The sequence below is a fragment of the Prevotella dentalis DSM 3688 genome (assembly GCF_000242335.1).
GTDB classification, from domain to species: domain Bacteria; phylum Bacteroidota; class Bacteroidia; order Bacteroidales; family Bacteroidaceae; genus Prevotella; species Prevotella seregens.
On the sequence record NC_019960.1, the window covers coordinates 165,827 to 189,278 of the forward strand.

Genomic DNA, 23,452 nt, shown 5'->3' on the forward strand with positions numbered 1-23,452 from the left:
ACCATTTAGCAACTATGACGATGAAGATACAGAAATCCCTGTTTTCCCTGCTCCTCGGGCTGCCTTTGCTGCTGGCCTCGTGCGGAGCCAAGAAAGCCCTCGTGGCCGAACGGCCGGCCGGCGTGGTGGTCAAGGGCGACGCCGCTGCCACAAAAGAGGCCCGCAAACTGGCCTTCGTGCAGAAAGTGAGCGACCAGAAGGTCTATGCCCGGAACATTGTAGCCGACATGACCTTCACCGCAACTATGGGCGATCGCGACGTCACCGTGCCCGGTTCGCTGCACATGCGGCGCGACGAGGTCATCCGCTTGCAGCTGTTCATCCCCCTGCTCGGCACCGAGGTGGGGCGGCTGGAGTTCACGCCCGACTATGTGCTCGTGGTCGACCGACTGCACAAACAGTATGTCAAGGGCGACTACACGCAGCTCGACTTCCTGCAGGACAACGGGCTCAACTTCTACTCTCTCCAGGCCCTCTTCTGGAACCAGCTGCTGTTGCCCGGCGCGTCACGGGTGGGCGAGAGCGACCTGCAGAAGTTCGACGTGACGATTGACGGGGTGGGGCAGACGCTGCCCGTGAGCCTGGAGAACGGTCCGATGAGCTACGTGTGGCAGGCCGACCGCACGAGCGGACGCATCGACCAGGCCCGCGTGGCCTACAGCAGTGCGGGCCACGGCCAGTCGGATCTGACGTGGGACTACGCCAACTTCAAGCCGCTTGGCTCGAAAATCTTCCCCGCCACCCAGCAGTTCTCGTTCACCACAACGGCTACCGACAAGGTGAAGAAGACCACCGTGAAGCTCGAAATGGGCGACCTCAAGACCACCGACGGCTGGGAACCGCGCACCACCGTGTCGGCCAAGTACAAGCAGATAGAGGCCAAGGATATTCTGGGCAAATTATTAAACATGTAAATGAGACGCATCATCACTTTTGTGCTGGCCCTGGCCCTGACCTCGGCCGCCGGTGCTCAGACCCGCAAGCATGCGCCGGCCAAGCGCCCTGCCACGGCTGCTCCCACCCCCAAACGCACGGCGAAGACCGCCCGCCCGGCTGCCAAGCCCGCCAAGGCACCTGCCGCCCGCACGCCCACCTACACCAATTCGTCCATCCGCGGACTGCAAAACCAGCGGGCGGCCATCCAGAAAAAAATCAAGGAGCAGGAGCAGGCGCTCAAGGCCAACCGGGCCGACGTGGAGCAGCGGCTGCGCAATCTGTTTGTCATCAACGGCGAAATAGACCAGCGGCAGAAGAACATCGAGGGCATCCAGACCGACATCAGGCACATCGAAGGCAACATCGGCATTCTCAATGCACAGCTCGAAACCCTCGAGCAGCAGCTCAAGGAGCGGCAGGCCCGCTACGTGAAGTCCATGCGCTACATGGCCCGTCACCGCTCAGTGCAGGACAAACTGATGTTCGTTTTCTCGGCCAAGAACTTCTATCAGATGTACCGTCGGCTGCGTTTCGTGCGCGAATACGCGCAGTATCAGCGGGCGCAGGGCGAGGCCGTGAAGGCCAAGCAGAACCAGGTGAACGCCAAGCATCTCCAGTTGCAACAGGTGAAGGGGCAGAAGAACACCCTGCTCTCCAAGGGACGCGAGGAGAAGAGCCGGCTCGAAAGCAGCAAGAACGAGCAGCAGCAGGTGGTGCAGGGATTGCAGAAACAGCAGAAGACCATCCAGTCCATCATTGCCGAGCAGCACAAGAAAGACGCCGCCCTCAATGCACAGATAGACCGACTGGTGGAGATCGAGATACAGAAAGCGCGCGCGCGTGCCGAGGCCGAGGCCAAGCGGCGTGCCGCTGCGGCTGAGGCTGCCAAGCGGCGTGAGGTCGAGATAGCCCGCAAGAAAGCCGAAGCCGAGGCTGCCGCCCGCGAGAACGCCCGCCGCATTGCCGAGGCCAGAGCCCGTGAGGCCCGGCTCAAGGAGGAGGCCCGCCAGGCTGCCGCCGCCGAAGCCAAGGCCCGCGAACAGGCTGCCGCCGAGGCCCGCCGCAAAGCGGCCGAGCAAGCCTCGGCCCAGGAGCGTGCCGCCCAGCAGGCTGCTGCACGCGACCTGGCTGACAAGGCCGCCCGTGCGGAGCAGGCCGCCCGCGAGGCCGAAGCCCGAAAAGCCGCCACCGAACAGGCGGCCCGCGAGGCCGAGTCGCAGCGACGCGCCGCCGAGCTGAAAGAAGAGGTGGACGCTGCCCGCGCCAAGAAAGAGATTGCCGAGGCACGGCAGGACGCCGAGGAGGTGCAGAAATTTTCCACCGTGGACCGCATGATGAACAGTGGCTTCGAGGCCAACCGCGGCCGTCTGCCCATGCCCATCACGGGTGGTTACAAGATTGTGAGCCACTACGGGCAGTACAATGTGGAGGGACTTCGCGGCGTGACGCTCGACAACAAGGGCATCAATATCATGGGCGGCAACGGCTGTCAGGCCCGTTCGGTCTACGACGGCGAGGTGAGCGCGGTCATCGGCTACGGAGGCAGCATGGTGGTGATGGTGCGCCACGGCGCCTACATCTCGGTGTACTGCAACCTGAAATCGGTGAGCGTGAGCCGCGGCCAAAAGGTGAGCACGGGCCAGACGCTCGGCTCGGTGGGGGCCGACAACATCCTCCAGTTCCAGCTGCGCAAGGAGCGAACCAAGCTCAATCCCGAGGCGTGGCTGCGCCGATGACTCCCTGACAGCTCCTCTCACCCCTTCCATGGGAGGGGCACGACGGCGGAGCGGCGCTTTGACGAAACAATATAATTGGAATTTACATGCCGTGGACGCGCTCAAGGCGCGTCCACGGCATGGTTTTATTTACGGACATAGATGGCTCTATTTACGGACACACAAGGCATGTGTCTCTGCCATTTGACAGCAAGTTTAGCATTTGCCACACCCCCGCCTTGCGGCTGCCGGTGCGGCTTTGCGCTTTCATGGCGTTGGCTTTACGCCGTAAACGCGATGCGTTTGCGGCGTTTTCATGCGGCGTTTACGCCGTTATCGCGCGGCCTTTGCGGTGCAATCGCACCGGCGTGGAGGCGTGACAGCAACACCATGGCCTTTTTGCCGCGCTGCCGCGCCGCTTTTGCAGCCTTTCCACTTCTCCTTTTTACAGTCCGCCCAACAGGCTCAGGTAGAGGTCGAGGGCGTGTGCCAGCTCGTCGATGCGGATGAATTCGTCGGCGCTGTGCGACCGTGCCGACTCGCCGGGACCGAGTTTCAGCGAGGGGAATGGCATGAGTGCCTGGTCGCTCAGCGTGGGCGAACCGAAGGGTTTGAGCCCGAGTTGGAGGCACCGCTGCACCAGCGGATGGCCCTCGTCGATGTGCGAAGCATGCAGCCTGAACGAGTGGGCGCGCACCTCGCTGCGCACGTTTCGGCACACGATGTCGTAGATTTCTTCGTTGGTGTAGAGCTCGTTGGGGCGCACGTCGACGAGCATGGTGCAGCGGTCGGGCACCACATTGTGCTGCGTGCCGGCGTTGACCACGGTGAGAGTCATCTTGACCGGGCCGAGCAACGGGCTCACACGGTCGAACCTGTAGTCGCGAATCCATTGCATGTCGTCCAGTGCTTCGTAGATGGCATTCTGGCCCTCGTCCCGTGCGGCGTGCCCGCTCTTGCCGTGGGCAACGAGGTCGAGCACCATCAGTCCTTTCTCGGCGATGGCCGGCTGCATGCCCGTGGGCTCGCCCACGATGGCCGTGTCCACGTGGGGCAGCAGGGGCAGGGCGCGGCAGATGCCGTCCCGGCCCGACACTTCCTCCTCGGCCGAGGCCAGATACACCAGGTTGAAGCCCCTCGGCCTCTCGGCCCGCTCGCGGCAGAAGTGGCGGAACACTTGCAGCAGCGTCACCAGTCCGCCGCCGCAGTCGTTGCTGCCCAGGCCGTAAAGCGTGCCGTCTTCGAGGGTGGGGGCGTAGGGGTCGCGCGTCCACGTGGCCACGGGCTTCACGGTGTCGAGGTGTGCATTGAGCAGGAACGTGGGGCGGGCGGGGTCGTACAGTGGGTCCACGGCCCATACATTGTTGGCTTCGCGGTGGGTCTCGAAGCCGTAGCTGCGGATGGTTGCCTCCATGATGGTAGCGGCTTGGCTTTCGCTGCGACTCACGGACGGCGTGGCGATGAGCCGACGGAGCAGATCGGTGGCGTCGCGCAGGTATTGTTCTTGTAGTTCGATGTGCTGTTCCATGTTGCAAAAGTAAGCAAATTCCCCCATATCCGCCCCCTTTGTTCCTCTGATTCTGAAAGGACAGAGAAAAATCCTCCAGCCCTTGCAGGTTTGGCGGGAAACGCCTATCTTTGCAGTGAATCCGTTGACTCGGAATGTAAAAGGAAAGAAAACCATGAGCAGTCAAGAGTGTATCGGGCGGTTGTCGAGCCATTTGTTTTGGGACATTGACTTGGCGCAAGCCGACATGGACCGGGCTCCGGCCCAGATTGTGCAGCGCGTGCTGGAGTACGGCGAACTGAGCGATTGGCGCCTGATTAGGGATTACTATGGACTTGACAAAATCGTGGAGGTGTGCAAGCAACTGCGCACACTCGACCCGGTATGCCTGTCGTATATATGCGCTATCTCGCAAACCAGAAAGGAAGACTACAGATGTTATCGTATCAGACAGTCGAACCCCACACCCTGGAACTCCTGAAACGGCTCATGGCCGAACCGCTGTTTGCAGGCATGCGGCTTGTAGGAGGTACGGCGTTGGCCCTGCAGTATGGACACCGTCAGTCGGTGGATTTGGATCTGTTCGGCCGTCTGCCCGACGATATCTTCCTTTTACAACATTACACGTTGCGTGAATTGATGACTTTTTACCGGCGCAAATACCCTGAACATAGCGAGTTCCGAGCCCTGATGAGCCTTTCTTATTTTGAAGATGCCGAGGAGCAGTTGATGCCTCGGATGTTCAGTACGTTGACGTGGGAGACTGTCAAGGCCACGATATTGCGCGAAGTGCAACATGTTTGAGGACAGTGCATAGCCATGCATGCAGCAGTGACAGGCTGCGACAAGGAGGAGGAACGGACTGCGGAGTCCTGCTTTCAATTTTCGGAAAACAAGTTGTCGTTTCGGAAAAATGCGCTATCTTTGCAGCCGGTACAAATACAAGTCATAACCTACGAACGACAATCTATGGCCCAGTCAATGATTACGGTGGCCCCCATGCTGGTTTGTGCTTTCTGGATGGCGATGCTGGCCTTGGATGTCAAGGAGCACGGCGACCGGGCGGCACACCGCGCCCTGCTGTTGTGGGCGGCGGCCGCCACCTTATTATATATGGGGCACTGCGTCTTCTTCAACCGCGACACGCTGCTGCTTCCGCTCTTCGACACGCTCTATGTGGTCTGCAATCTGGCCGTGTTCCCGCTGTATCTGCGCTATCTCGTCCGGCTCACCGAGGGTCGGGTGAGCCGATCGACGAATCTCCTGGTGGCTGTGCCTCCGGTGGCATTTGGCGTTGTGGTGGGTGCCCTCTACCTGCTGATGACACCGTTGGAAACGGCCCATTTCATCGAGGCTTACCTCTATCGCAATAGTTTTGACAGCCTTGCGGGGCTGGTTTGGTGGATGGCGGTCGTGCACCATGCAGGCAAAGTGCTGTTTGCCGTCGGCGTGGTTGTGACGCTGTGGGTGGGCACACGCAAGGTGAGACGCTACAACCGGCTGGTCGATTCGCTGTATGCCGACACGGACAACCGACGGCTTCGCGGTGTGACCACCATCTTGGTGTTGATGGTGGCGACGTGCATCGTGTCGTTTACAGCTAATGCCATTGGTCGCCATTACTTTGCCGGACGGCTGTGGTTGCTGGCCATTCCGTTTGTGATGTTCAGTATGTTGCTCTTTGCTTTGGGCTATTGCGGCTATCGGCAACAGTTCTCTTTCGAGGACGTGGAGCTCGGAACAGACGGGCCGGAGGCCGCGCCCGAGGCTGAAAGTATGGGTCAGTGGCTGGCGCAGGTGCGTGGGGTGATGAGCGACGAGCAGCTCTACCTGCTGCCCGATCTTAAGGTTGATGACGTGGCCCGACGGCTGGGCACCAACCGCCGCTACGTGCAGCAGGCCATGAACGAGGAGCTGGGCATGACGTTCTCCGAGTATGTGAACCGGCTGCGCGTGGACTATGCCGAGCGGGTGCTGCAACAAGAGCCCGGCATCACCGTTGAGGAGCTGGGCCAGCGGGCCGGCTATGCCACGAAAAGCACGTTCTATCGCAACTTTGCCAGGTTTAAAGGCTACCGCCCCAAGGCGGCCGAAAGATAAAAAAACGGGGATTTTTCTTGTTTTCTTTGCCAATTAACGCTATCTTTGCATCAATTATAAATCCCAAAAACATGCAGAACAGAAGTCACCTCTCGGTCCTTATCCATGAACAGGCAAAGAAATATGGCTCTCGGGCGGTACTCACTTTTCGCAACTTCGGCAGCCTGAAGTGGAAGACCGTGTCTTGGAATCAGTTCTCGTTGCGCGTCAAGCAGGTGAGCAATGCCATGCTCAACCTGGGTATCCGTCCGCAGGAAAACATAGCTGTTTTTTCCCAAAACTGCATCCATTATCTCTATACAGACTTCGGCGCCTACGGCGTGCGGGCATGCTCAATACCCTTTTATGCCACGAGCTCGGAGCAGCAGATACAGTACATGATCAACGATGCGGAGGTACGTTTCCTCTTTGTAGGCGAGCAGGAACAGTACAACAAGGCCCACCGTGTCTTTGCACTGTGCCCCTCGCTGGAGCGTATCATCGTCTTCGACGACAGTGTACGCATCAGTACCCACGACCCCAACGCACTCTATTTTGACGACTTCCTGAAGCTCGGCGAGGACTTGCCGCGTCAGACGGAGGTGGAGAAGCGATGGGCCGAAGCCAATGACGACGACCTCTGCAACATCATCTATACCAGTGGCACCACGGGCGAGAGCAAGGGTGTGATGCTCACTTATGGGCAGTATGCCGCCGCCATGCGGGCCAACGGCGAGTGCGTGCCGGTGAGCGAAAAGGACAGAATCATTAGTTTCCTGCCCCTCACGCACATCTTCGAGCGGGGATGGACCTATCTGTCACTGACCATGGGGGCCGAGATTATCATCAACACCTATCCCAAGGAGATACAGGATTCGATGCGCGAGACCCATCCCACGTGCATGTCGAGCGTGCCGCGCTTCTGGGAGAAAGTGTATCAGGCCGTGAAAGACAGGATAGACCGGGCCGGCAGCGTGCAGCAGAAGATATTCCGCCATGCGCTCCGTGTGGGCCGACGGCACAACATCGAGTACCTGGCCAACGGCCGGCGGCCGCCGCTCACGCTGGCGCTGGAATATAAAATGGTGAATGCTTCGGTGTTGAGCCTGGTGCGCAAGCAGCTGGGTCTCGAGAACCAGCACATCTTTCCGACGGCCGGTGCCTACGTCTCGCCCGAGGTGGAGGAATTCGTCCATTCCATCGGCATCAACATGATTGTGGGCTATGGGCTCACCGAGAGTCTGGCCACGGTGTCGTGCGACCGCCTGGGAAAGCCGTTTACCGTGGGTTCAGTGGGTCGTCCCGTGCCGGGGCTGGAAATCAAGATTGGAGCCAACGACGAGGTGCTACTCAAGGGGCCCACCATCACCAAGGGCTACTACAAGCGCGACGGACTCAACGGACAGGTCTTCGATGCCGATGGATTCTTCCATACGGGAGACTCGGGCTACATGAAAGACGGCGAGCTCTACCTCAAGGAGCGCATCAAAGACCTCTTCAAGACCAGCAACGGCAAGTATATTGCTCCGCAGATGGTGGAGTCGATGCTGCTTGTAGACAAGTTCGTCGACCAGGTGGCCGTGATTGCAGACCAGCGTAAATTTGTCTCGGCTCTCGTGGTGCCGGAGTTCCGACTGGTCGAGGAGTGGGCACGCGACAACGGCATTGCCTTCGAGTCGCGCGAGGATTTGTGTGCCAACCAGCGTGTGCACGACATGATGATGGACCGCATAGAGACCTTGCAGCAGGGGTTGGCCCACTATGAACAAATCAAGCGCATCGCCTTGTTGCCCCATCATTTCTCGATGGAATCGGGCGAACTCACCAATACTCTCAAGATGCGACGCCCCGTGATATACAAGAATTACAAGGAGGAAATCGACCGCATGTATGAGGAATAGGAGGCGTGGAGTCAAGAGGTGATGGGGTTAAGCCCAGTGGTTTGCGGACGGCTGCCATGTGAATTTCCCATGTGTCATAACTCCATCACTCCTTAACGCCCTCACTCCCCCCAAAACAATGATGAAATGATAACAGCAGATCAATTGAAAGATGTGGCGGAGCGCACAGAGAAGCTACACCATTATCTGAATATCGACCAGAAGAAAGTGGAATACGAAGAGGAGCAATTGCGCACGCAAGCTCCCGATTTTTGGGACGACCCCAAGCGGGCCGAGGCCCAGATGAAAAAGGTTAAAGGCATCGGCAAATGGCTGTCGGGCTACAACGAAGTGAAGCAGTACGCCGATGAGTTGCAGCTGGCTTTCGACTATTACAAGGAGGAGCTGGTGACCGAAGAAGAGGTCGATGCCGACTATGCCAAGGCCATCGGGGCCATCGAGGAACTGGAGCTGAAGAACATGCTGCGGCAGACTGAAGACCCGATGGAGGCCGTGATGAAGATCAATTCGGGTGCTGGCGGCACAGAAAGTCAGGATTGGGCACAGATGTTGATGCGTATGTACATGCGCTGGTGCGACGCCCACGGCTACCGGGTAACCGTCTCCGACATCCAGGAGGGCGACGAGGCGGGCATCAAAAGCGTCACCATGACCATCGAAGGAGGCGAATATGCCTATGGCTTCTTGAAGAGCGAGAACGGCGTGCACCGCCTGGTGCGCGTGTCTCCCTATAATGCACAGGGCAAGCGCATGACGAGTTTCGCCAGCGTTTTCGTGTCGCCGCTGGTCGATGATACCATTGAAGTGTATGTCGATCCGGCCAAAGTGAGCTGGGATACGTTCCGTTCCAGCGGTGCAGGAGGCCAGAATGTGAACAAGGTTGAGTCGGGCGTGCGGCTGCGTTATCAGTACGAAGACCCCGATACGGGCGAGAAAGAGGAGATACTTATTGAGAACACCGAGACCCGAGACCAGCCTAAAAACAGGGCCAAGGCCATGCTGCTGCTCAAGAGTCAGCTATACGACCGGGCCATGAAAAAGCGTATAGAGGCCCAGGCCAAGATAGAAGCCGGCAAGAAAAAGATAGAGTGGGGCAGCCAGATCAGGAGCTACGTGTTCGACGACCGCCGGGTGAAAGACCATCGTACCAACTTCCAAACTTCTGATGTGGACGGTGTGATGGACGGCAAACTCGACGGATTCATCAAGGCTTACCTCATGGAATTTCCCGTGACCGACGGGGAAGAGGCATGACAGCAATCTGTAATCTAATCGTTAAACCTATAAAATTGAAATGGTATGAGCAATAAAAAGAAGAACGGCGCCCACATCCCCGTACGCGAAGTGAACGCTGCAGAGAAGAAAGTGGTTCGTGAAAAGCGCGACGAGAAACAGAAAAACCAGGGCGACAGTGTGGTGAAATGGATCTTCGGCATCCTTGTCGCACTGGCCATCATTTACATGATTTGGAGTATGTATCTCGTAGGATGAGCGGACTGGAAATAGAGAGAAAGTTTCTCGTCAAGAGGGGCGGCGCGTACAGGCGCGCCGCCTTTTCGTGCAGCCATATCCAGCAGGGCTATATCCCTGCCGACGGCGCCACGGTGCGTATCCGTGTCCGCGACGACCGCGCTTTCCTGACCATCAAGGGCCGCAGCGTCAATGGCGGCATGACTCGCTACGAATTTGAGAAGGAGATTACCCTCGACGAGGCCGCCCATTTGATGCAGCTTTGCCGGGGAGGAGTGATAGATAAGCACCGCTACTTGGTGCGGAGCGGGGCGCATGTCTTCGAGATCGATGAGTTTCACGGGGCCAACGACGGGCTGGTGATGGCCGAGGTGGAACTTGGCAACGAGGCCGAGGCTTACGAAAAGCCCGATTTCATCGGGCCCGAAGTGACGGGCGACAAGCATTTCTACAACTCCCACCTGCTGTCCAATCCCTACGAACGCTGGAAAGAAAATGTGCCGGAGGATTACCGCTGACAGGTGGCCGCATGGCGGCGGGGCCGTGGAGGCTTGCCGAGAACATGCCTGTCTGTTGCTTTATAAATCGAAGAATTTCCTGATTTTTGCTTTCATCGTACCCGTAAAAGCGGATATTTTTTATAATTTTGCAAGCCGAAGCAACAAGAAAGGACGCTTATGTCAGAAGAAAGATCCAATTTTGGGAGCAAGATGGGCATGATATTGGCCACGGCCGGCGGGGCCGTGGGCCTGGGAAATGTGTGGCGTTTCCCCTACATGACCGGCGAGAACGGTGGTGCTGCTTTCATTCTTATCTATGTGTGCTGCGTGTTGGTGTTGGGCATTCCCTGCATGATCTCGGAGTTTATCATCGGTCGTCATGGTGCGTCCAACACGTTCCGGGCCTATGCCAAGGTGTCGGACGGCAGCGCGTGGAAGTACGTAGGGCTGCTCGGCGTGCTTACGGGCTTCCTCATTACAGGCTATTATGCTGTGGTTTCGGGCTGGTGTCTGCAATACGTTTACGCCTCGGTGATGGGTGAGATGCGGGGCGACCCCGTCTTTGTGAAGACCTATTTCGAGGCATTCTCCACCGATCCCGTGCGCCCCATCTTCTGGACAGCGGCCATCTTGCTCTTTGCACACTTCGTCATTATCCATGGCGTGCGGGGCGGAATAGAGCGTGCATCCAAGCTGATGATGCCCACACTCTTCGTGTTGCTGCTGGTCATCGTGGTAGCTTCATGCCTGTTGCCCGATGCCTCGCGGGGTGTGGAGTTCCTTTTCAGGCCCGATTTCACCAAGGTGGACAAGGGCGTTTTCCTCGGTGCGCTGGGCCAGTCGTTCTACTCGCTGAGCATTGCCATGGGCTGCATCTGCACCTATGCCTCCTATTACAGCCGCCAAACCAACCTGCTCAACTCGGCCCTGCAGGTGTCGCTGGTCGATACGGCCGTGGCCGTGCTGGCCGGACTGATGATTTTTCCGGCGGCTTTCTCCGTGGGTGTGAACCCCGACAGCGGCCCCTCGCTCATCTTCATCACCCTGCCCAACGTGTTTAACCAGGCCTTTGCAGGCATGCCTCTGCTGGGTTGGATCGTCTCATTGCTGTTCTATGCCCTGCTCTCCATGGCAGCGCTCACGTCGCTTATTTCGTTGCACGAGGTGAGTACCTCGTTCTTCTACGAGGAGCTGCACATCACCCGCCGGCGCGGAGCCATGCTCGTCACCGCCACCACCGTCGTCATTGGCGGCTTCTGCTCGCTCTCGCTGGGGGCTGTGGACGGGCTGCAGGTGGCCGGCCGGTCGCTCTTCGACCTCTTCGACTTTGTGACCGGACAGGTGTTTCTGCCTGTCGGCGGCTTCCTCACCTGCCTGTTTCTGGGCTGGTTTGTGCCGCGCCGGCTGGTGCGCGACGAGTTTACCAACTGGGGAACGCTGAGCGGCCGCTTCTTCGGCGCATACCTTTTTTTGGTGCGTTACGTGTGTCCGCTGGCCATTCTCTGCATCTTCCTGCACCAATTCGGCATTATTTAAAACACAACGCGGCGGCCCTGCACCCTGTCGCCGCCGCACCATCAATACCCCAAGACCATGAGCGAACGCGGAAATTTCGGAACCAAGATAGGCGTTATTCTGGCCACGGCCGGCTCGGCCGTGGGACTTGGCAATATCTGGCGCTTCCCCTACATGACGGGACAGGACGGCGGCGCGGCCTTTATCGTGCTCTATTTGGTGTGCATTCTGCTGCTGGGCATCCCGGGCATGGTGGGCGAATTCATCGTGGGCCGCCACGGTGCATCCAATGCAGCGCGGGCCTATCACCTGCTGGGCGGCAAGTGGTGGGCGGCCGTAGGCTACATGGGATCCGTGACATCGATCATCATTCTCGGCTTCTACTCGGTCGTGGCGGGCTGGTGCCTGCAGTACCTCATGGCCTCGCTGCTGGGCGGACTGAACGGCGATGCCGCCTACGTGGCCCGCTACTTCCAGGAGTTTTCGTCGCATCCCGTGAAGCCGTTGCTCTGGACAGTGGCCTTCATCCTGCTGACCCACCTCGTCGTTATCCGCGGCGTACGCAGGGGAATCGAGCGGTTCAGCAACCTGCTCATGCCCACACTCTTCGTGCTGCTGCTCATCGTCGTGGTGGCTTCGTGCCTGCAGCCCGGCGCCGGGCGTGGGGTGGCGTTCCTCTTCAAGCCCGACTTCACGAAGATTTCGCGCGGTGTCCTGCTCGACGCGCTGGGCCAGGCTTTCTTCTCGCTCTCGCTGGGCACGGCCTGTCTGTGCACCTATGCCTCCTACTTCAGCCGTCAGGCCAACCTGCTGCGCTCGGCCGGACAGATTGCCGGCATCGACACTTTGATAGCCATCCTGGCCGGACTGATGATCTTTCCGGCGGCTTTCTCCGTAGGCGTGAACCCCGACAGCGGGCCTTCGCTCATCTTCATCACCCTGCCCACAGTGTTCCAACAGGCCTTCACGCCTACGCTGGGCTACATCGTCGGTATCCTGTTCTATGCCCTGCTGTCCCTGGCGGCCCTCACGTCCACCATTTCCATGCACGAGATTGGCACGGCCATGTTCTACGAGCAACTCCACATTTCGCGGCCGCGCGGTGCAGTTTTGGAGACGCTCTGCGCCGTCGCCATCGGCGTGGCATGCTCGCTTTCGTGCGGTGCGGCGGACATCAGTATCCTGGGCAAGAGCTTCCTCGACTGCTGTGACTACCTCACTTCCAACATCCTGCTGCCCTTGGGCTCGTTCCTCACCTGCATCCTGCTGGGATGGGTGGTGCCCCGGCGCGTGGTGCGCGACGAGTTTACCAATTGGGGCACCCTGCCCGGCGTGCTCTTTGCCGTGTGGATTTTCCTCATCCGCTACGTCTCGCCGCTCTGCATCGTCGCCGTGTTCCTGCATCAGCTGGGTGTTATTTAGCCGGCCCCCATATCCTTTCTTTTGCCATGAAACCCCAAGACCTGCTTTTCTTCAACCGTTCCGACCGCGGCGTGCTCCTCTTCTTCCTGCTGCTGCTGGTGGGTGGTCTCGCCCTGATGGGCTGGCTGGGCGGAGGCGGGGGCCGCGGCACCGCCGGTTCTGTAGACTCCACAGCTGCGACCGACCGGCCGCAGCCGCGTTTCGCCGACACGGACGAAGCGCACCCGTCCAAGGACTACGAGCCCTATGCCGTGGCTCCGGCCCATGTCCCCGAACGCTTCCCCTTTGACCCGAACACGGCCGACAGCAGCCAGTTGCTGCGGCTCGGGCTGCAGCCCTGGCAGGTGCGCAACATCTACCGCTACCGTGCCGCCGGTGGCATCTACCGCCGGCCGGCCGACTTTGCCCGACTCTACGGACTCACGCGCCGGCAGTACCGCGAGCTCGAGCCCTACATCCGCATCTCCGACGACTACCTGCCCGCCGCCACGCGCTACGCCACCGCCACTCCCGTTACGGCCGACACCGTCCGCCGCCACCCGGCCAAGCTGGGCCCCACGGAGCGTGTGGACCTGAACGCGGCCGACACCACGCTGCTCATGCGGGTGCCTGGCATCGGCCCGTATTTTGCCGCCCGCATCGTGAACTACCGGCAGCGGCTGGGCGGCTACGCCCACACGGAACAGCTGCGCGAGATAGACGACTTTCCCGAACAGGCCCTCGGCTACTTCGTGACGGGCGGCGGCGTGCAGCGGCTCAAGGTGAACCGCCTGCGGCTGGGGGAGCTGCGCCGCCACCCCTACATCAATTACTATCAGGCCAAGGCCATCGTCGACTACCGACGGCTGCACGGCCCGCTCACCAGTCTGGACCAGTTGCGGCTGCTCGACGACTTCACCGCGGCCGACATTGACCGGCTGCGGCCCTATGTGGAATTTTGAAAGAGGAAACAAAAAGGGGTTGCTTCTGCACGAAGCAACCCTCTTGGCTGGTCGGGATGAGGCGACTCGAACGCCCGACCCCTACGTCCCGAACGTAGTGCGCTACCAACTGCGCTACATCCCGCTGCCATCTCAAGAGTCGGCACCCCTGGGGGCGTTCCTCTTTTGACGGTGCAAAGGTACGCCTTTTTTCCGAAACGCACGCATTTTTGCAGGGAAAAATTTGGGCATTCGCCAAAAAACCACTACCTTTGCACCCGCAAACAAGCCTAAGGTGCCATAGCTCAGTTGGTAGAGCAAAGGACTGAAAATCCTTGTGTCCCCGGTTCGATTCCTGGTGGTACCACTTCCTCCTTTCATTCGGTCCGGTTACTGCATTCGTGCGGTGCCGGACTTTTTCGTTGCCGTCGCCCGTCCGCGCGCGCACCGCCATCCCTCCGTATATGCACCGCTATCCCTCTGTATATGCACCGCCACTCTTCCGTGTCTGTACCGTCGGCGGGTGGGGCAGGGGCCGCCACGCCGTGGGGCACGGGCGGCGACGGGCCCTTGGCCCTGCCGCCATCGCGTGCCCGCCCGTCTTTTATGCCGCAAACGCCCGGCGATTACGCTGTAAACGCAGTGCGTCTACGCCGCAATCGCCGGGCGTTTGCACCGTTATTGTTTTTCGTTCGGGCCGTCAAGGCGCAGCCATGGCCGCATGGCGGCGTGGCCCCGGCCGCCGCACGCTCCGCCCTTAGAGCAGGGCGGGCAGCTCGAACAGGCGGATGCCGTTGGACCCCTTGACGAGGATGCAGTGGCCTTCGGGGCGGTTGGCGGCTATGGCGGCCTTGACCTCGTCGATGTTTCTGAACTTGCGGAAGCTGCAACGGGTCTTGGCAAACTCCTCGCCCACGAGCCACACGCAGTCGAAGCGGGCCGTGGTGAGCATGTCGGCCACGCGCTGGTGCTCCTCGTTGCTCACGTCGCCCAGCTCGCGCATGTCGCCCAGAATGGCCATCTTGGGCATGGAAACCTCGGTGCGCTCAAAGTTGTCAATGGCGGCTGCCATGCTTGTGGGGTTGGCGTTGTAGGCATCCATGATGAGCCAGTTGTGGGCCGTCTGCTCCAGTTGCGAGCGGTTGTTGCTGGGCACATAGTGCTCCAGGGCGTGCCCTATCTGCCCGGGCGTCACGCCGAAGTGGAGGCCTATGGCGACGGCGGCCAGCACGTTGTCGAGGTTGTAGGCGCCGATGAGCCGCGTCCGGACGGCATGCCTCGGCATCTGCATGCCGGGCTGCGGGCTGGTAGGGTCGTCGGTGGCGGCATCGCCGTCGGTCTGGGCGTCGTCCTGCCACCACTCGAGCCCCAGGAACGGAGTGCAGCCCGTGACGCGGCCCTGCACACGGGCCTGGTTGTCCTGACCGTAGCTCAGCACGCGGTCGAGGCCGCGCTGGCGGGCCATCTCCACCAGATGGTCGTTGCCGGTGTTGAGAAAGGCGAGGCAACCGTGGGCCTTGAGATAGTCGTAGAGCTCGCCCTTGGTCTGCTTCACGCCCTCGAACGAGCCGAATCCCTGCAGGTGGGCACGGCCCACATTGGTGATGAGGCCGCAGGTGGGCTCCACATAGTCCACGAGTTTACGGATGTCGCCGGGGTGCGAGGCCCCCATTTCCACCACCGCAATCTCGTGTTCGGGGGCGAGGCGCAGCAGTGTTTTGGGCACGCCCACGTCGTTGTTGAAGTTGCCCTCGGTGTGCATCACGCGGTATTTCTCGGCCAGCACGGCCGAGACGAGCTCCTTGGTCGTGGTCTTGCCGTTGGTGCCGGTGATGCCGATGACGGGGATGCGGAACTGGCGGCGGTGCTCGCGGGCCAGCTCTTTGAAGGCGGTGAGGCAGTCGTCCACGAGGATGATGCGCGGGTCGGCGGGGTCGGCACAGTCCGCTTCGTCGACGATGGCGTGGCTGCAACCCTGCTCGAGGGCGGCGCGGGCAAACTTGTTGCCATTGAACGAAGCCCCTTTCAGGGCGATGAAGATGCTTCCGGCCGGACAGTTGCGGCTGTCGGTGGTTACCTGCGGGTGTTGCAGGTAAAGCTGGTATAGTGCTTTGCTGTTCATGATTCTTGACGGACGTGGAGGGAGAGCCCCCTGTCCGCGCGCAAAAATAGCGGTTTCGGGCTAAACCTCCAAATGTTTTGGGCGGAAATGTGGGCCGCCGTGGCAGAATGTGCGGCCCGCCGCGGTGGAGCCTGTGCCGAGTGCCCCTTATATAATAAGGTGTAGCCGGAGGCTGCCGCTACTGTTAAGATATACGAAAAAAGCCACTCCTTTGCACTCCGAACCGCGCGGGTTGGCAGATTTTGCTTAACTTTGCGAGAGCCGGCAAACCGGCAGGACTGTAAACTTGAAACACGCATGAAACGATTGAGACTTGTAAACGCCTGGCTGGCCACGTGCGCCTTGCTGCTGCTTGCGGCCTGTGGCAGCGACAGCGAGCAGCCGCAACCCACCACCGATCCGGCCACGCGGCAGATACTGGAACAGCAGGAGGTACTCACGGGCGCGGCCGACACCACCTTTGCCTTGGTGTTGCGGTCGGGCGACGAGCCTTGGCAGGCAACGGTGGACAATGGTGAAACAGCCGAGGGCGAGAGCCCCTGGTGCACTGCTACCGTGGCCAACACCGGCGAAACAAGCACCGTACAGATACACGTGACACGCAACCCGGAGATGGGGTGGCGGCGGGCACAGCTCACGCTGACGCAGGGCGAGTGGCACTACGTGGTGACCCTGCGCCAGCACTTCGCCCCGCAGCTGCGCCTCCGCAGCACGCACATCGACGTGGCGACCGACAGCACCAATGCCTATGTCTTCGTCACGGCCAACCAGGAGCACACCGTCACCGTGCCCGCCGAGGCCTCATGGCTCAAGGTGGAGTCGAGGATGGCGGAAAAGTGGGGAGGCCCGACACGGCCCTACGCCACATTCATCTACCGCCTCCGGTGCGAGCCCAACCGCGGACTGGGCCGTGCGGCCGAGCTGACGATTGCGGCCCCGGGGGCCGTGCCGGTGTCGGTGACCGTGCACCAAGGCCCCCGCACGCTGCGCGGGCAGGAGGAAATGCGGGTGGACAAGCCCGGAGAGCTGGGCACGCTGCTGGGCAGCGACCCACGAAAGTGGCGTGAACTGCGGAGCCTGAAGCTCTCGGGGCAGCTCAACGACGCCGACATGCAGGCACTGCGCACGCTGCTTTGCCCCGAGGTGTCGTGGCGATGGACCAACGCTGAGGGTAATGTCGTGTCGACGCACCACGGCATTCCCCTGAACTTGCAGCAGGTGGACTTGGGCGAGTGTAGCCTCGTGACCTGCGGCACATACGCCGAAAAGGCCATCGGCACCACGCTCGACGCCTACGTCAGCCGCAAGCCCGACGCGCTGGCTGACGGCGCATTCAGCATCACCCGCACGCCCTTGCAGCGCGTGGTGCTGCCCCGCGGGCTCACGGCCATCGGCCATCGCGCCTTCCATCTCTGTCTGGAGCTCAGCGAGGTGGGCTTCCCCGCCTCCGTGCGCAGTGTGGGCAGCTATGCCTTCTTCAACTGCCCTAAGCTCTCGCAAATCCATATTCCTGCCGACTCGCAGCTGGAGACGCTCGGCGACGAGGCTTTCCACACGGGCGCGCGGCTGGACGAAATCAGCTATCCGGCCACGTTGCAGACGGGCCCCGACCAGGGATTCAAGGGCAACTTCATGGCCCGCCGCATCCACGTGAAGTGGCTGGTGCCGCCTGCATTGGGCCGCTTTGGCGTGAACAAGACGTCGGTGCTCTGCGTGCCTCGCGGCACGGCCGCCCTCTATCGCGCGGCTCCGGGCTGGAACCGGGCCAGCGAAATTGTGGAGGAGTGAGAGGCCCCGAAAGTCTGTATGCAGCCCCGGCGGAGCGATTTTTGCCCGCCGTGCTTGCGGGATAAGCCGGAATTGCCTATCTTTGCATTGCGAAAAGTTCGTAACGAGAAGTTCGCAACGACGCTTCGCAACGACTTGAAGATTTGTGTTTATGGACGTTGTCAATCCCTTTCTGCTGTCCGGTTATGTGTCGCCGGCCTATTTCTGCGACCGTGAGCAGGAGACAGACAAGCTGGCCTCCGCCCTGCGAAACGGCCGCAATGTGACCCTCGTCAGTCCCCGTCGCATGGGCAAAACGGGGCTCATCAGGCACGTGTTCCACCAAGTGGAACAGGCCGGGGAGGCTGCGTGCTACTATGTAGACCTGTACCAGACGGACAGTTTGGCCTCGCTCGTCAAGAAGCTGGGCGACGCTGTGCTGGGCACGCTCGACACCACCGAGGCCCGGCTGGTGAAGCGGGTGGCCACTTTCTTCAGGTCGCTGCGCCCCGTTATCACCATCGACCCCATGACGGGGAAGCCCTCGCTCACGATAGACGTGCAGCCCGACCTGGCCGAACGGTCGCTGGCCGAGATATTCGACTACATGCAGCAGTCGGGCAAACGCTGCTATGTAGCCTTTGACGAGTTCCAGACCGTCACCACTTATGCTGACAAACAGGTGGAGGCCCTGCTGCGTGCCCACATCCAACACCTCACCTCGGTGCGCTTCATCTTCTCCGGCAGCCAGCGCCACGTGTTGGAAAACATGTTTGTTTCGGCCGCCCGCCCGTTCTATCAGAGTGCGCAGATGATGAATTTGGGGAGCATTGCCCCGGCTGCCTACGAGGCCTTTGTCCAGGCCAGGCTGGCCGATGCCGGGCGGAGGCTGCTGCCCGGCGTGTTCGGCGGGCTCTACGAGCGGCTTTCCGGGCACACGTGGTACGTGCAGATGACGCTCAACCGGCTCTATGAAACGGGCGCGACCGACATCACGGCCGATGCCGTAGACCGTGTGCTGGCCGACATCGTAGAGGAGAACGCCCCCACCTATCACACCTTTCTGCGCCTCGTCACCCCGGCTCAGGGGCGGCTGCTGCGGGCCGTGGCCCGGGAGGGGACGGTGCGCGAGATACTCGGCAAGGCCTTTGTCGCGGCCCATCAGCTGGGTGCAGCCAGCACGGTGAAGTCGGCAGCCAAGGTGTTGGTGGACAAGGAACTGCTGCTGCAGACGGACGATGCCTACCAGGTCTACGACCGATTTTTCGGCATTTGGCTGGCCCGAGGCTGAACGTCCACCTATTATTATAGTAAGTTTTGAAGACGAAAGAAGCAATGACAAATACAAGCACGGACTATACCATCAACGTGCGCGGCCGGCTGTTCAGCCTGAAACGCCCGCAGGTGATGGGCATACTGAACTGCACGCCCGACAGTTTCTTTGCCGGAAGCCGCAAGCAGACCGAGGCCGAAATAGCCGACCGGGCCAACCAGATCGTGGCCGAGGGTGGCACAATCATCGATGTGGGGGCCTTCTCCACGCGTCCCGGCGCCCACGAGGTGACGCAGGAGGAGGAGATGGAACGGCTGCGTCGCGCCCTGCCCATCGTGCGCCGCGAGCAGCCCGACGCCGTCGTCTCCGTAGATACCTACCGGCCCGAGGTGGCGCGCATGGCGGTGGAGGAGTATGGGGCCGACATCATCAACGACGTGTCGGAGGGCGGACTCACAGGCATTGTGGACACGCCGCTGGAGCAGACCGCCGCCGACTGCCCCGCCATCTTCCGTATGATGGGACGGTTGCGGGTGCCCTACATCCTCATGTCGGTGCAGGGCACGCTGCACGACATGCTTGTTGGCTTTGCCCGCGAGGTGCAGCAGCTGCACGACCTCGGTGTGAAAGACATCATTCTCGACCCTGGTTTCGGCTTCGGCAAGGCCATGGACGAGAACTTCCGCGTGCTCGACACGATGGATCGGCTGTCTGTTCTGGGGTTGCCTGTGCTGGCCGGCATCTCGCGCAAGCGCATGATTCACCAGGTGTTGGGCATCACGGCCGACGAGTCGCTCAACGGAACGACCGTGCTCAACACCGTTGCCCTGATGCGGGGAGCCTCCATCCTGCGTGTGCACGACGTGCGCGAGGCGGTGCAGGCGGTGAAGCTCGTGGGACGAACCATGGGTATGGAGTGATGGAGTGAAGGAGTGACGGAGTTGAGACAACAGGTTCTTGGGGATGGTTTAACGTGTGGAGTTAGAGGAGTGATGGAGTTAAGGAGTTAAGACAAATGGTTCTTGGGGCTCATTCAACCGCAGACCCGCTGTCATAACTCCTTAACTCCATAACTCTTTAACTCCTCCAAACAAAGGATATTATGTTTTTTGAATTCGGCATTAAAGACATCATCGACATCTTTTTGGTCGCTCTGATGCTCTATTATATCTATCGGTTGATGAAGGAGAGCCGGTCGCTCAACATCTTTATCGGCATCATGTTCTTCGTGTTGGTGTGGCTTTTCGTCTCGCAAGTGCTGGAGATGCGCCTCATGGGAAGCATTCTTGACAAGCTGGTGAGCGTGGGTGTCATCGGCCTCATCGTGCTGTTCAAGGAAGAGATACGCAAGTTTCTCTATCAGTTGGGTGCCCACGAGCGGGTGCGCAACGTGCTGCGCTTCTTCTCGCAAAAGAAAGATGCCGGGCAGACGGAGGACAAAGCCACCATCATGCCCATCGTGTGGGCGTGCATGGATATGGCCAAAGCCAAGGTGGGTGCACTCCTCGTGGTGGAGCGGGCAACGCCGCTCGACGACATCGTGCAGACGGGAGAGACCATCGATGCCAGTGTGAACAAACTGCTCATAGAGAACATTTTCTTCAAGAACTCGCCCTTGCACGACGGCGCCATGATAGTCTCGAAGAAGCGAATCAAGGCTGCCGGCTGCATCCTGCCCGTGAGCCACAGCCTCGACATTCCCAAGGAACTGGGTCTGCGCCACCGTGCTGCCATGGGCATCAGCCAGGATTCGGACGCCATCGCCGTGGTGGTGTCTGAGGAGACCGGGCGCATCAGCGTGGCCATCAGGGGGCAGTTCCGCCTACGGCTCTCGGCAGAGGAGCTGGAGAGCATCCTTGCCCGTGAGATGGCAAGCGTATAAGGGCGTTTTTATGACCGTTTACGCCTAATTTCTACGCCTTGTGTTTGTCCACCTCGGAAACTTTGCCTAACTTTGTAGCATACAACAGACAATTAATGGAATAAGAATCAAACTATGGGTTTATTAGAACAGATTGTGGCGCGTGCTAAGGCTGACAAGCAGCGCATCGTGCTTCCCGAAGCAGAGGAAGAACGCACATTGAAGGCAGCGGATAAGGTATTGGCCGACGATTTGGCCGACCTGATTCTCATCGGCAACCCTGAGAATATCAGGAAAGAGGCCGAGGCTTGGGGCCTGACCCATCTTGACAAGGCCACCATCGTGGATCCGCGGCACTGCGAGAAGACGGAGGAGTATGCCGCAGTGCTGGCCGAACTGCGCAAGAAAAAGGGCATGACCGTGGACCAAGCCCGCGAGCTGGTGACCAAAAACAATCTTTATCTGGGTTGCATGATTATCAAGACCGGCGACGCCGACGGCCAGATCTCGGGTGCGCTCAGCACCACGGGCGACACGTTGCGCCCCGCCCTGCAAATCATTAAGTGCGCCCCCGGTGTCAGTTGCGTGAGTGGTGCCATGCTGATTATCACCCATCAGAAAGAGTATGGCGAGGACGGCATCGTGGTGATGGGCGACGTAGCCGTCACCCCGAACCCCACGGCCGACCAGCTTGCCCAGATAGCCTACACCACTGCACAAACCGCACACTCCGTGGCTGGCTTCTCCGATCCGCGCGTGGCCATGCTCAGCTTCTCGACTAAAGGCTCTGCTCAGGATGCCAAGGACAAGGAGACGGGCAAGAGTGTTTACATCATCGACAAGGTGCTCGACGCTACAAGGATTGCCCATGAGAAGTATCCCGAGCTGAAAGTGGACGGCGAACTGCAGGCCGATGCCGCCCTGGTGCCTGCCGTGGGTTCCAAGAAAGCCCCAGGAAGCGACATTGCCGGCAAGGCCAACGTGCTGGTGGTGCCCAATCTCGAGGTGGGCAACATCAGCTATAAGCTCGTTCAGCGTCTGGGCAACGCCCTTGCCATCGGCCCCATTATTCAGGGCATCGCCCGCCCGGTGAACGACCTGAGCCGCGGCTGCTCCGTGGACGACATCTATTATATGGTGGCCATCACGGCCTGTCAGGCCCAGGATGCCAAGGCGAATTCTTAATTCACGATTCATCATTTACAATTCAAGACTATGAAAATATTGGTTCTGAACTGTGGAAGCAGTTCTATTAAATACAAGCTGTACGACATGACCGACGAGCGTGTGCTGGCTCAAGGCGGCGTGGAGCGTATCGGATTGGACGAGGCTTTCATCAAGGTGAAGCTCGCAAATGGCGACAAAAAGCAAATCATGGCCGAGTTGCCCACCCACAAGGAGGGCGTGCAACTGGTGTTCAAATGCCTGCTCGATCCCGAGATGGGCTCCATCAAGAGCCTCGACGAGATAGGGGCCGTGGGGCATCGCGTGGTGCAAGGCGGCGACCTCTTCGAGAAGAGTTGCCTCGTGACCCCCGAGGTGGAGCAAGGAATAGAGAGCCTGATCGAACTGGCCCCCGTGCACAACAAGGGCCATCTGGCCGGCATCAAGGCTGTAGACGAGCTTATGCCCGACGTGCCGCAGGTGACAGTGTTCGACAATGCTTTCCATAGCACGATGCCGGACTACGCTTATCTCTACGCCGTGCCCTATGAATGGTACACCAAATACCACGTTCGCCGCTACGGTTTCCACGGTACGTCGCACCGCTATGTGTCGAAGCGCGCCTGTGAATTTCTGGATCTCGACTACAAGAAGACCAAGGTCATCACCTGCCATATCGGCAACGGCGCCTCCATTGCAGCCGTCAAGAACGGCAAGGTGATCGACACCTCGATGGGCCTCACCCCGCTGGCCGGACTGATGATGGGCAGTCGTTGCGGCGACATCGACCCCTCGGCCGTGACGTTCATGATGGAGAAGAGCGGCATGACACCCCACGAAATGTCCGAATATCTCAACAAGAAGAGCGGCGTGCTTGGCATGACCGGCATCTCAAGCGACATGCGCGACGTGGAGAATGCGGCCAACGAGGGCAACGAGAAGGCTGTCCTGGCCCTCAAGATGTACGCTTATCGCATCAAGAAATACATTGGAGCCTACGCTGCTGCCATGGACGGCGTGGATGTTATTGTCTGGACAGCCGGCGTGGGCGAGAACCAGACGGGCATGCGTCTTGACAGCTGCGCGGGACTTGGTTACCTTGGAGTGAAGATGGATGCCGAGCGCAACAACGTGCGTGGCGAGGAGCGCGTCATTTCTTCAGACGATTCCAAGGTCAAGGTGGTGCTGATTCCCACCGACGAGGAGATTGTCATCGCCCGCGATACACTCGCTCTGGCCACGGGCAAGACCCTCGAATAAACCCGAAAGAACGCACAAACCATAACGTGAGGGGGATGTT

Annotated in this window: 20 protein-coding genes and 2 tRNA genes; 19 read left to right on the forward strand and 3 right to left on the reverse strand. The window is 60.0% G+C overall.

The annotated features are described in order from the left end of the window. The first annotated feature begins 14 nt into the window (after positions 1-14). Entirely contained in the window at positions 15-914 is a 900-nt protein-coding gene (locus tag PREDE_RS00575; protein ID WP_005845751.1) for a DUF4292 domain-containing protein, read from the forward strand. Continuing rightward, complete coding sequence (locus PREDE_RS00580) at positions 915-2,672, forward strand: murein hydrolase activator EnvC family protein (RefSeq protein ID WP_005845754.1); 1,758 nt, start codon at positions 915-917, stop codon at positions 2,670-2,672. 424 nt (positions 2,673-3,096) lie between these two features. Here PREDE_RS00580 and PREDE_RS00585 read toward each other — a convergent pair whose 3' ends face one another. Continuing rightward, positions 3,097-4,179 (reverse strand): M20 family metallo-hydrolase, encoded by a 1,083-nt coding sequence (locus PREDE_RS00585; protein ID WP_044126937.1) that lies wholly within the window; start codon positions 4,177-4,179, stop codon positions 3,097-3,099. A gap of 154 nt (positions 4,180-4,333) precedes the next feature. On the opposite strand from PREDE_RS00585, the gene PREDE_RS00590 reads away from it, so the two are divergent. The 10 genes from PREDE_RS00590 (at position 4,334) to PREDE_RS00635 (ending at position 13,986) form a co-directional block, all read left to right on the forward strand. Beyond that, positions 4,334-4,639, forward strand: a complete 306-nt coding sequence (locus PREDE_RS00590) for a DUF6922 domain-containing protein (RefSeq protein ID WP_005845757.1) — start codon at positions 4,334-4,336, stop codon at positions 4,637-4,639. Further along, a complete protein-coding gene (locus PREDE_RS00595; protein ID WP_015298331.1) occupies positions 4,594-4,962 on the forward strand; it encodes a nucleotidyl transferase AbiEii/AbiGii toxin family protein in 369 nt (122 codons plus the stop codon). The genes PREDE_RS00590 and PREDE_RS00595 overlap by 46 nt, the downstream gene beginning before the upstream one ends. Before the next feature lie 165 nt (positions 4,963-5,127). Next, on the forward strand, positions 5,128-6,258 hold the full coding sequence (locus tag PREDE_RS00600; protein ID WP_005845759.1) for an AraC family transcriptional regulator: 1,131 nt from the start codon (positions 5,128-5,130) through the stop codon (positions 6,256-6,258). A 71-nt stretch (positions 6,259-6,329) separates the two neighbouring features. Beyond that, complete coding sequence (locus PREDE_RS00605; protein ID WP_015298333.1) at positions 6,330-8,138, forward strand: AMP-dependent synthetase/ligase; 1,809 nt, start codon at positions 6,330-6,332, stop codon at positions 8,136-8,138. A 126-nt stretch (positions 8,139-8,264) separates the two neighbouring features. Beyond that, positions 8,265-9,392, forward strand: coding sequence for a peptide chain release factor 2 (gene prfB, locus PREDE_RS00610; protein ID WP_005845761.1), 1,128 nt, complete (start codon positions 8,265-8,267; stop codon positions 9,390-9,392). A 45-nt stretch (positions 9,393-9,437) separates the two neighbouring features. After that, positions 9,438-9,629: a hypothetical protein gene (locus PREDE_RS00615; protein WP_005845762.1), complete on the forward strand. Its 192-nt coding sequence runs from the start codon at positions 9,438-9,440 to the stop codon at positions 9,627-9,629. Then, entirely contained in the window at positions 9,626-10,126 is a 501-nt protein-coding gene (locus PREDE_RS00620; RefSeq protein ID WP_005845763.1) for a CYTH domain-containing protein, read from the forward strand. The genes PREDE_RS00615 and PREDE_RS00620 overlap by 4 nt, the downstream gene beginning before the upstream one ends. 159 nt (positions 10,127-10,285) lie before the next feature. Further along, positions 10,286-11,644, forward strand: coding sequence for a sodium-dependent transporter (locus PREDE_RS00625; protein WP_005845766.1), 1,359 nt, complete (start codon positions 10,286-10,288; stop codon positions 11,642-11,644). Positions 11,645-11,701: 57 nt separating this feature from the next. Beyond that, positions 11,702-13,045 (forward strand): sodium-dependent transporter, encoded by a 1,344-nt coding sequence (locus PREDE_RS00630; protein WP_005845768.1) that lies wholly within the window; start codon positions 11,702-11,704, stop codon positions 13,043-13,045. 26 nt (positions 13,046-13,071) lie between these two features. After that, positions 13,072-13,986, forward strand: coding sequence for a ComEA family DNA-binding protein (locus PREDE_RS00635; RefSeq protein ID WP_005845770.1), 915 nt, complete (start codon positions 13,072-13,074; stop codon positions 13,984-13,986). A 48-nt stretch (positions 13,987-14,034) separates the two neighbouring features. On the opposite strand, the gene PREDE_RS00640 is transcribed toward PREDE_RS00635, so the two are convergent. After that, positions 14,035-14,110, reverse strand: a tRNA-Pro gene (locus tag PREDE_RS00640). Positions 14,111-14,259: 149 nt separating this feature from the next. Between PREDE_RS00640 and PREDE_RS00645 the strand changes: the two genes are divergently transcribed. Further along, positions 14,260-14,332, forward strand: a tRNA-Phe gene (locus PREDE_RS00645). A 390-nt stretch (positions 14,333-14,722) separates the two neighbouring features. Here the strand turns inward: PREDE_RS00645 and PREDE_RS00650 are convergent. Next, a complete protein-coding gene (locus PREDE_RS00650) occupies positions 14,723-16,087 on the reverse strand; it encodes a UDP-N-acetylmuramoyl-tripeptide--D-alanyl-D-alanine ligase (RefSeq protein WP_005845772.1) in 1,365 nt (454 codons plus the stop codon). Positions 16,088-16,384: 297 nt separating this feature from the next. Here PREDE_RS00650 and PREDE_RS00655 point away from each other — a divergent pair, with 297 nt between their 5' ends. The 6 genes from PREDE_RS00655 (at position 16,385) to PREDE_RS00680 (ending at position 23,412) form a co-directional block, all read left to right on the forward strand. Next, a complete protein-coding gene (locus PREDE_RS00655) occupies positions 16,385-17,875 on the forward strand; it encodes a leucine-rich repeat protein (protein WP_005845773.1) in 1,491 nt (496 codons plus the stop codon). A 151-nt stretch (positions 17,876-18,026) separates the two neighbouring features. Then, positions 18,027-19,145, forward strand: coding sequence for an AAA family ATPase (locus PREDE_RS00660; protein ID WP_005845774.1), 1,119 nt, complete (start codon positions 18,027-18,029; stop codon positions 19,143-19,145). A gap of 44 nt (positions 19,146-19,189) precedes the next feature. After that, the gene (gene folP, locus PREDE_RS00665; RefSeq protein ID WP_005845775.1) at positions 19,190-20,047 is read left to right on the forward strand and encodes a dihydropteroate synthase; all 858 of its coding nucleotides are present in this window, start codon (positions 19,190-19,192) and stop codon (positions 20,045-20,047) included. 182 nt (positions 20,048-20,229) lie between these two features. Continuing rightward, positions 20,230-21,009, forward strand: coding sequence for a diadenylate cyclase CdaA (cdaA, locus tag PREDE_RS00670; protein ID WP_005845776.1), 780 nt, complete (start codon positions 20,230-20,232; stop codon positions 21,007-21,009). A 114-nt stretch (positions 21,010-21,123) separates the two neighbouring features. Beyond that, positions 21,124-22,173: a phosphate acetyltransferase gene (pta, locus tag PREDE_RS00675; RefSeq protein ID WP_005845777.1), complete on the forward strand. Its 1,050-nt coding sequence runs from the start codon at positions 21,124-21,126 to the stop codon at positions 22,171-22,173. Positions 22,174-22,203: 30 nt separating this feature from the next. Continuing rightward, entirely contained in the window at positions 22,204-23,412 is a 1,209-nt protein-coding gene (locus tag PREDE_RS00680) for an acetate kinase (RefSeq protein ID WP_005845778.1), read from the forward strand. The last annotated feature ends 40 nt before the right edge of the window (positions 23,413-23,452 follow it).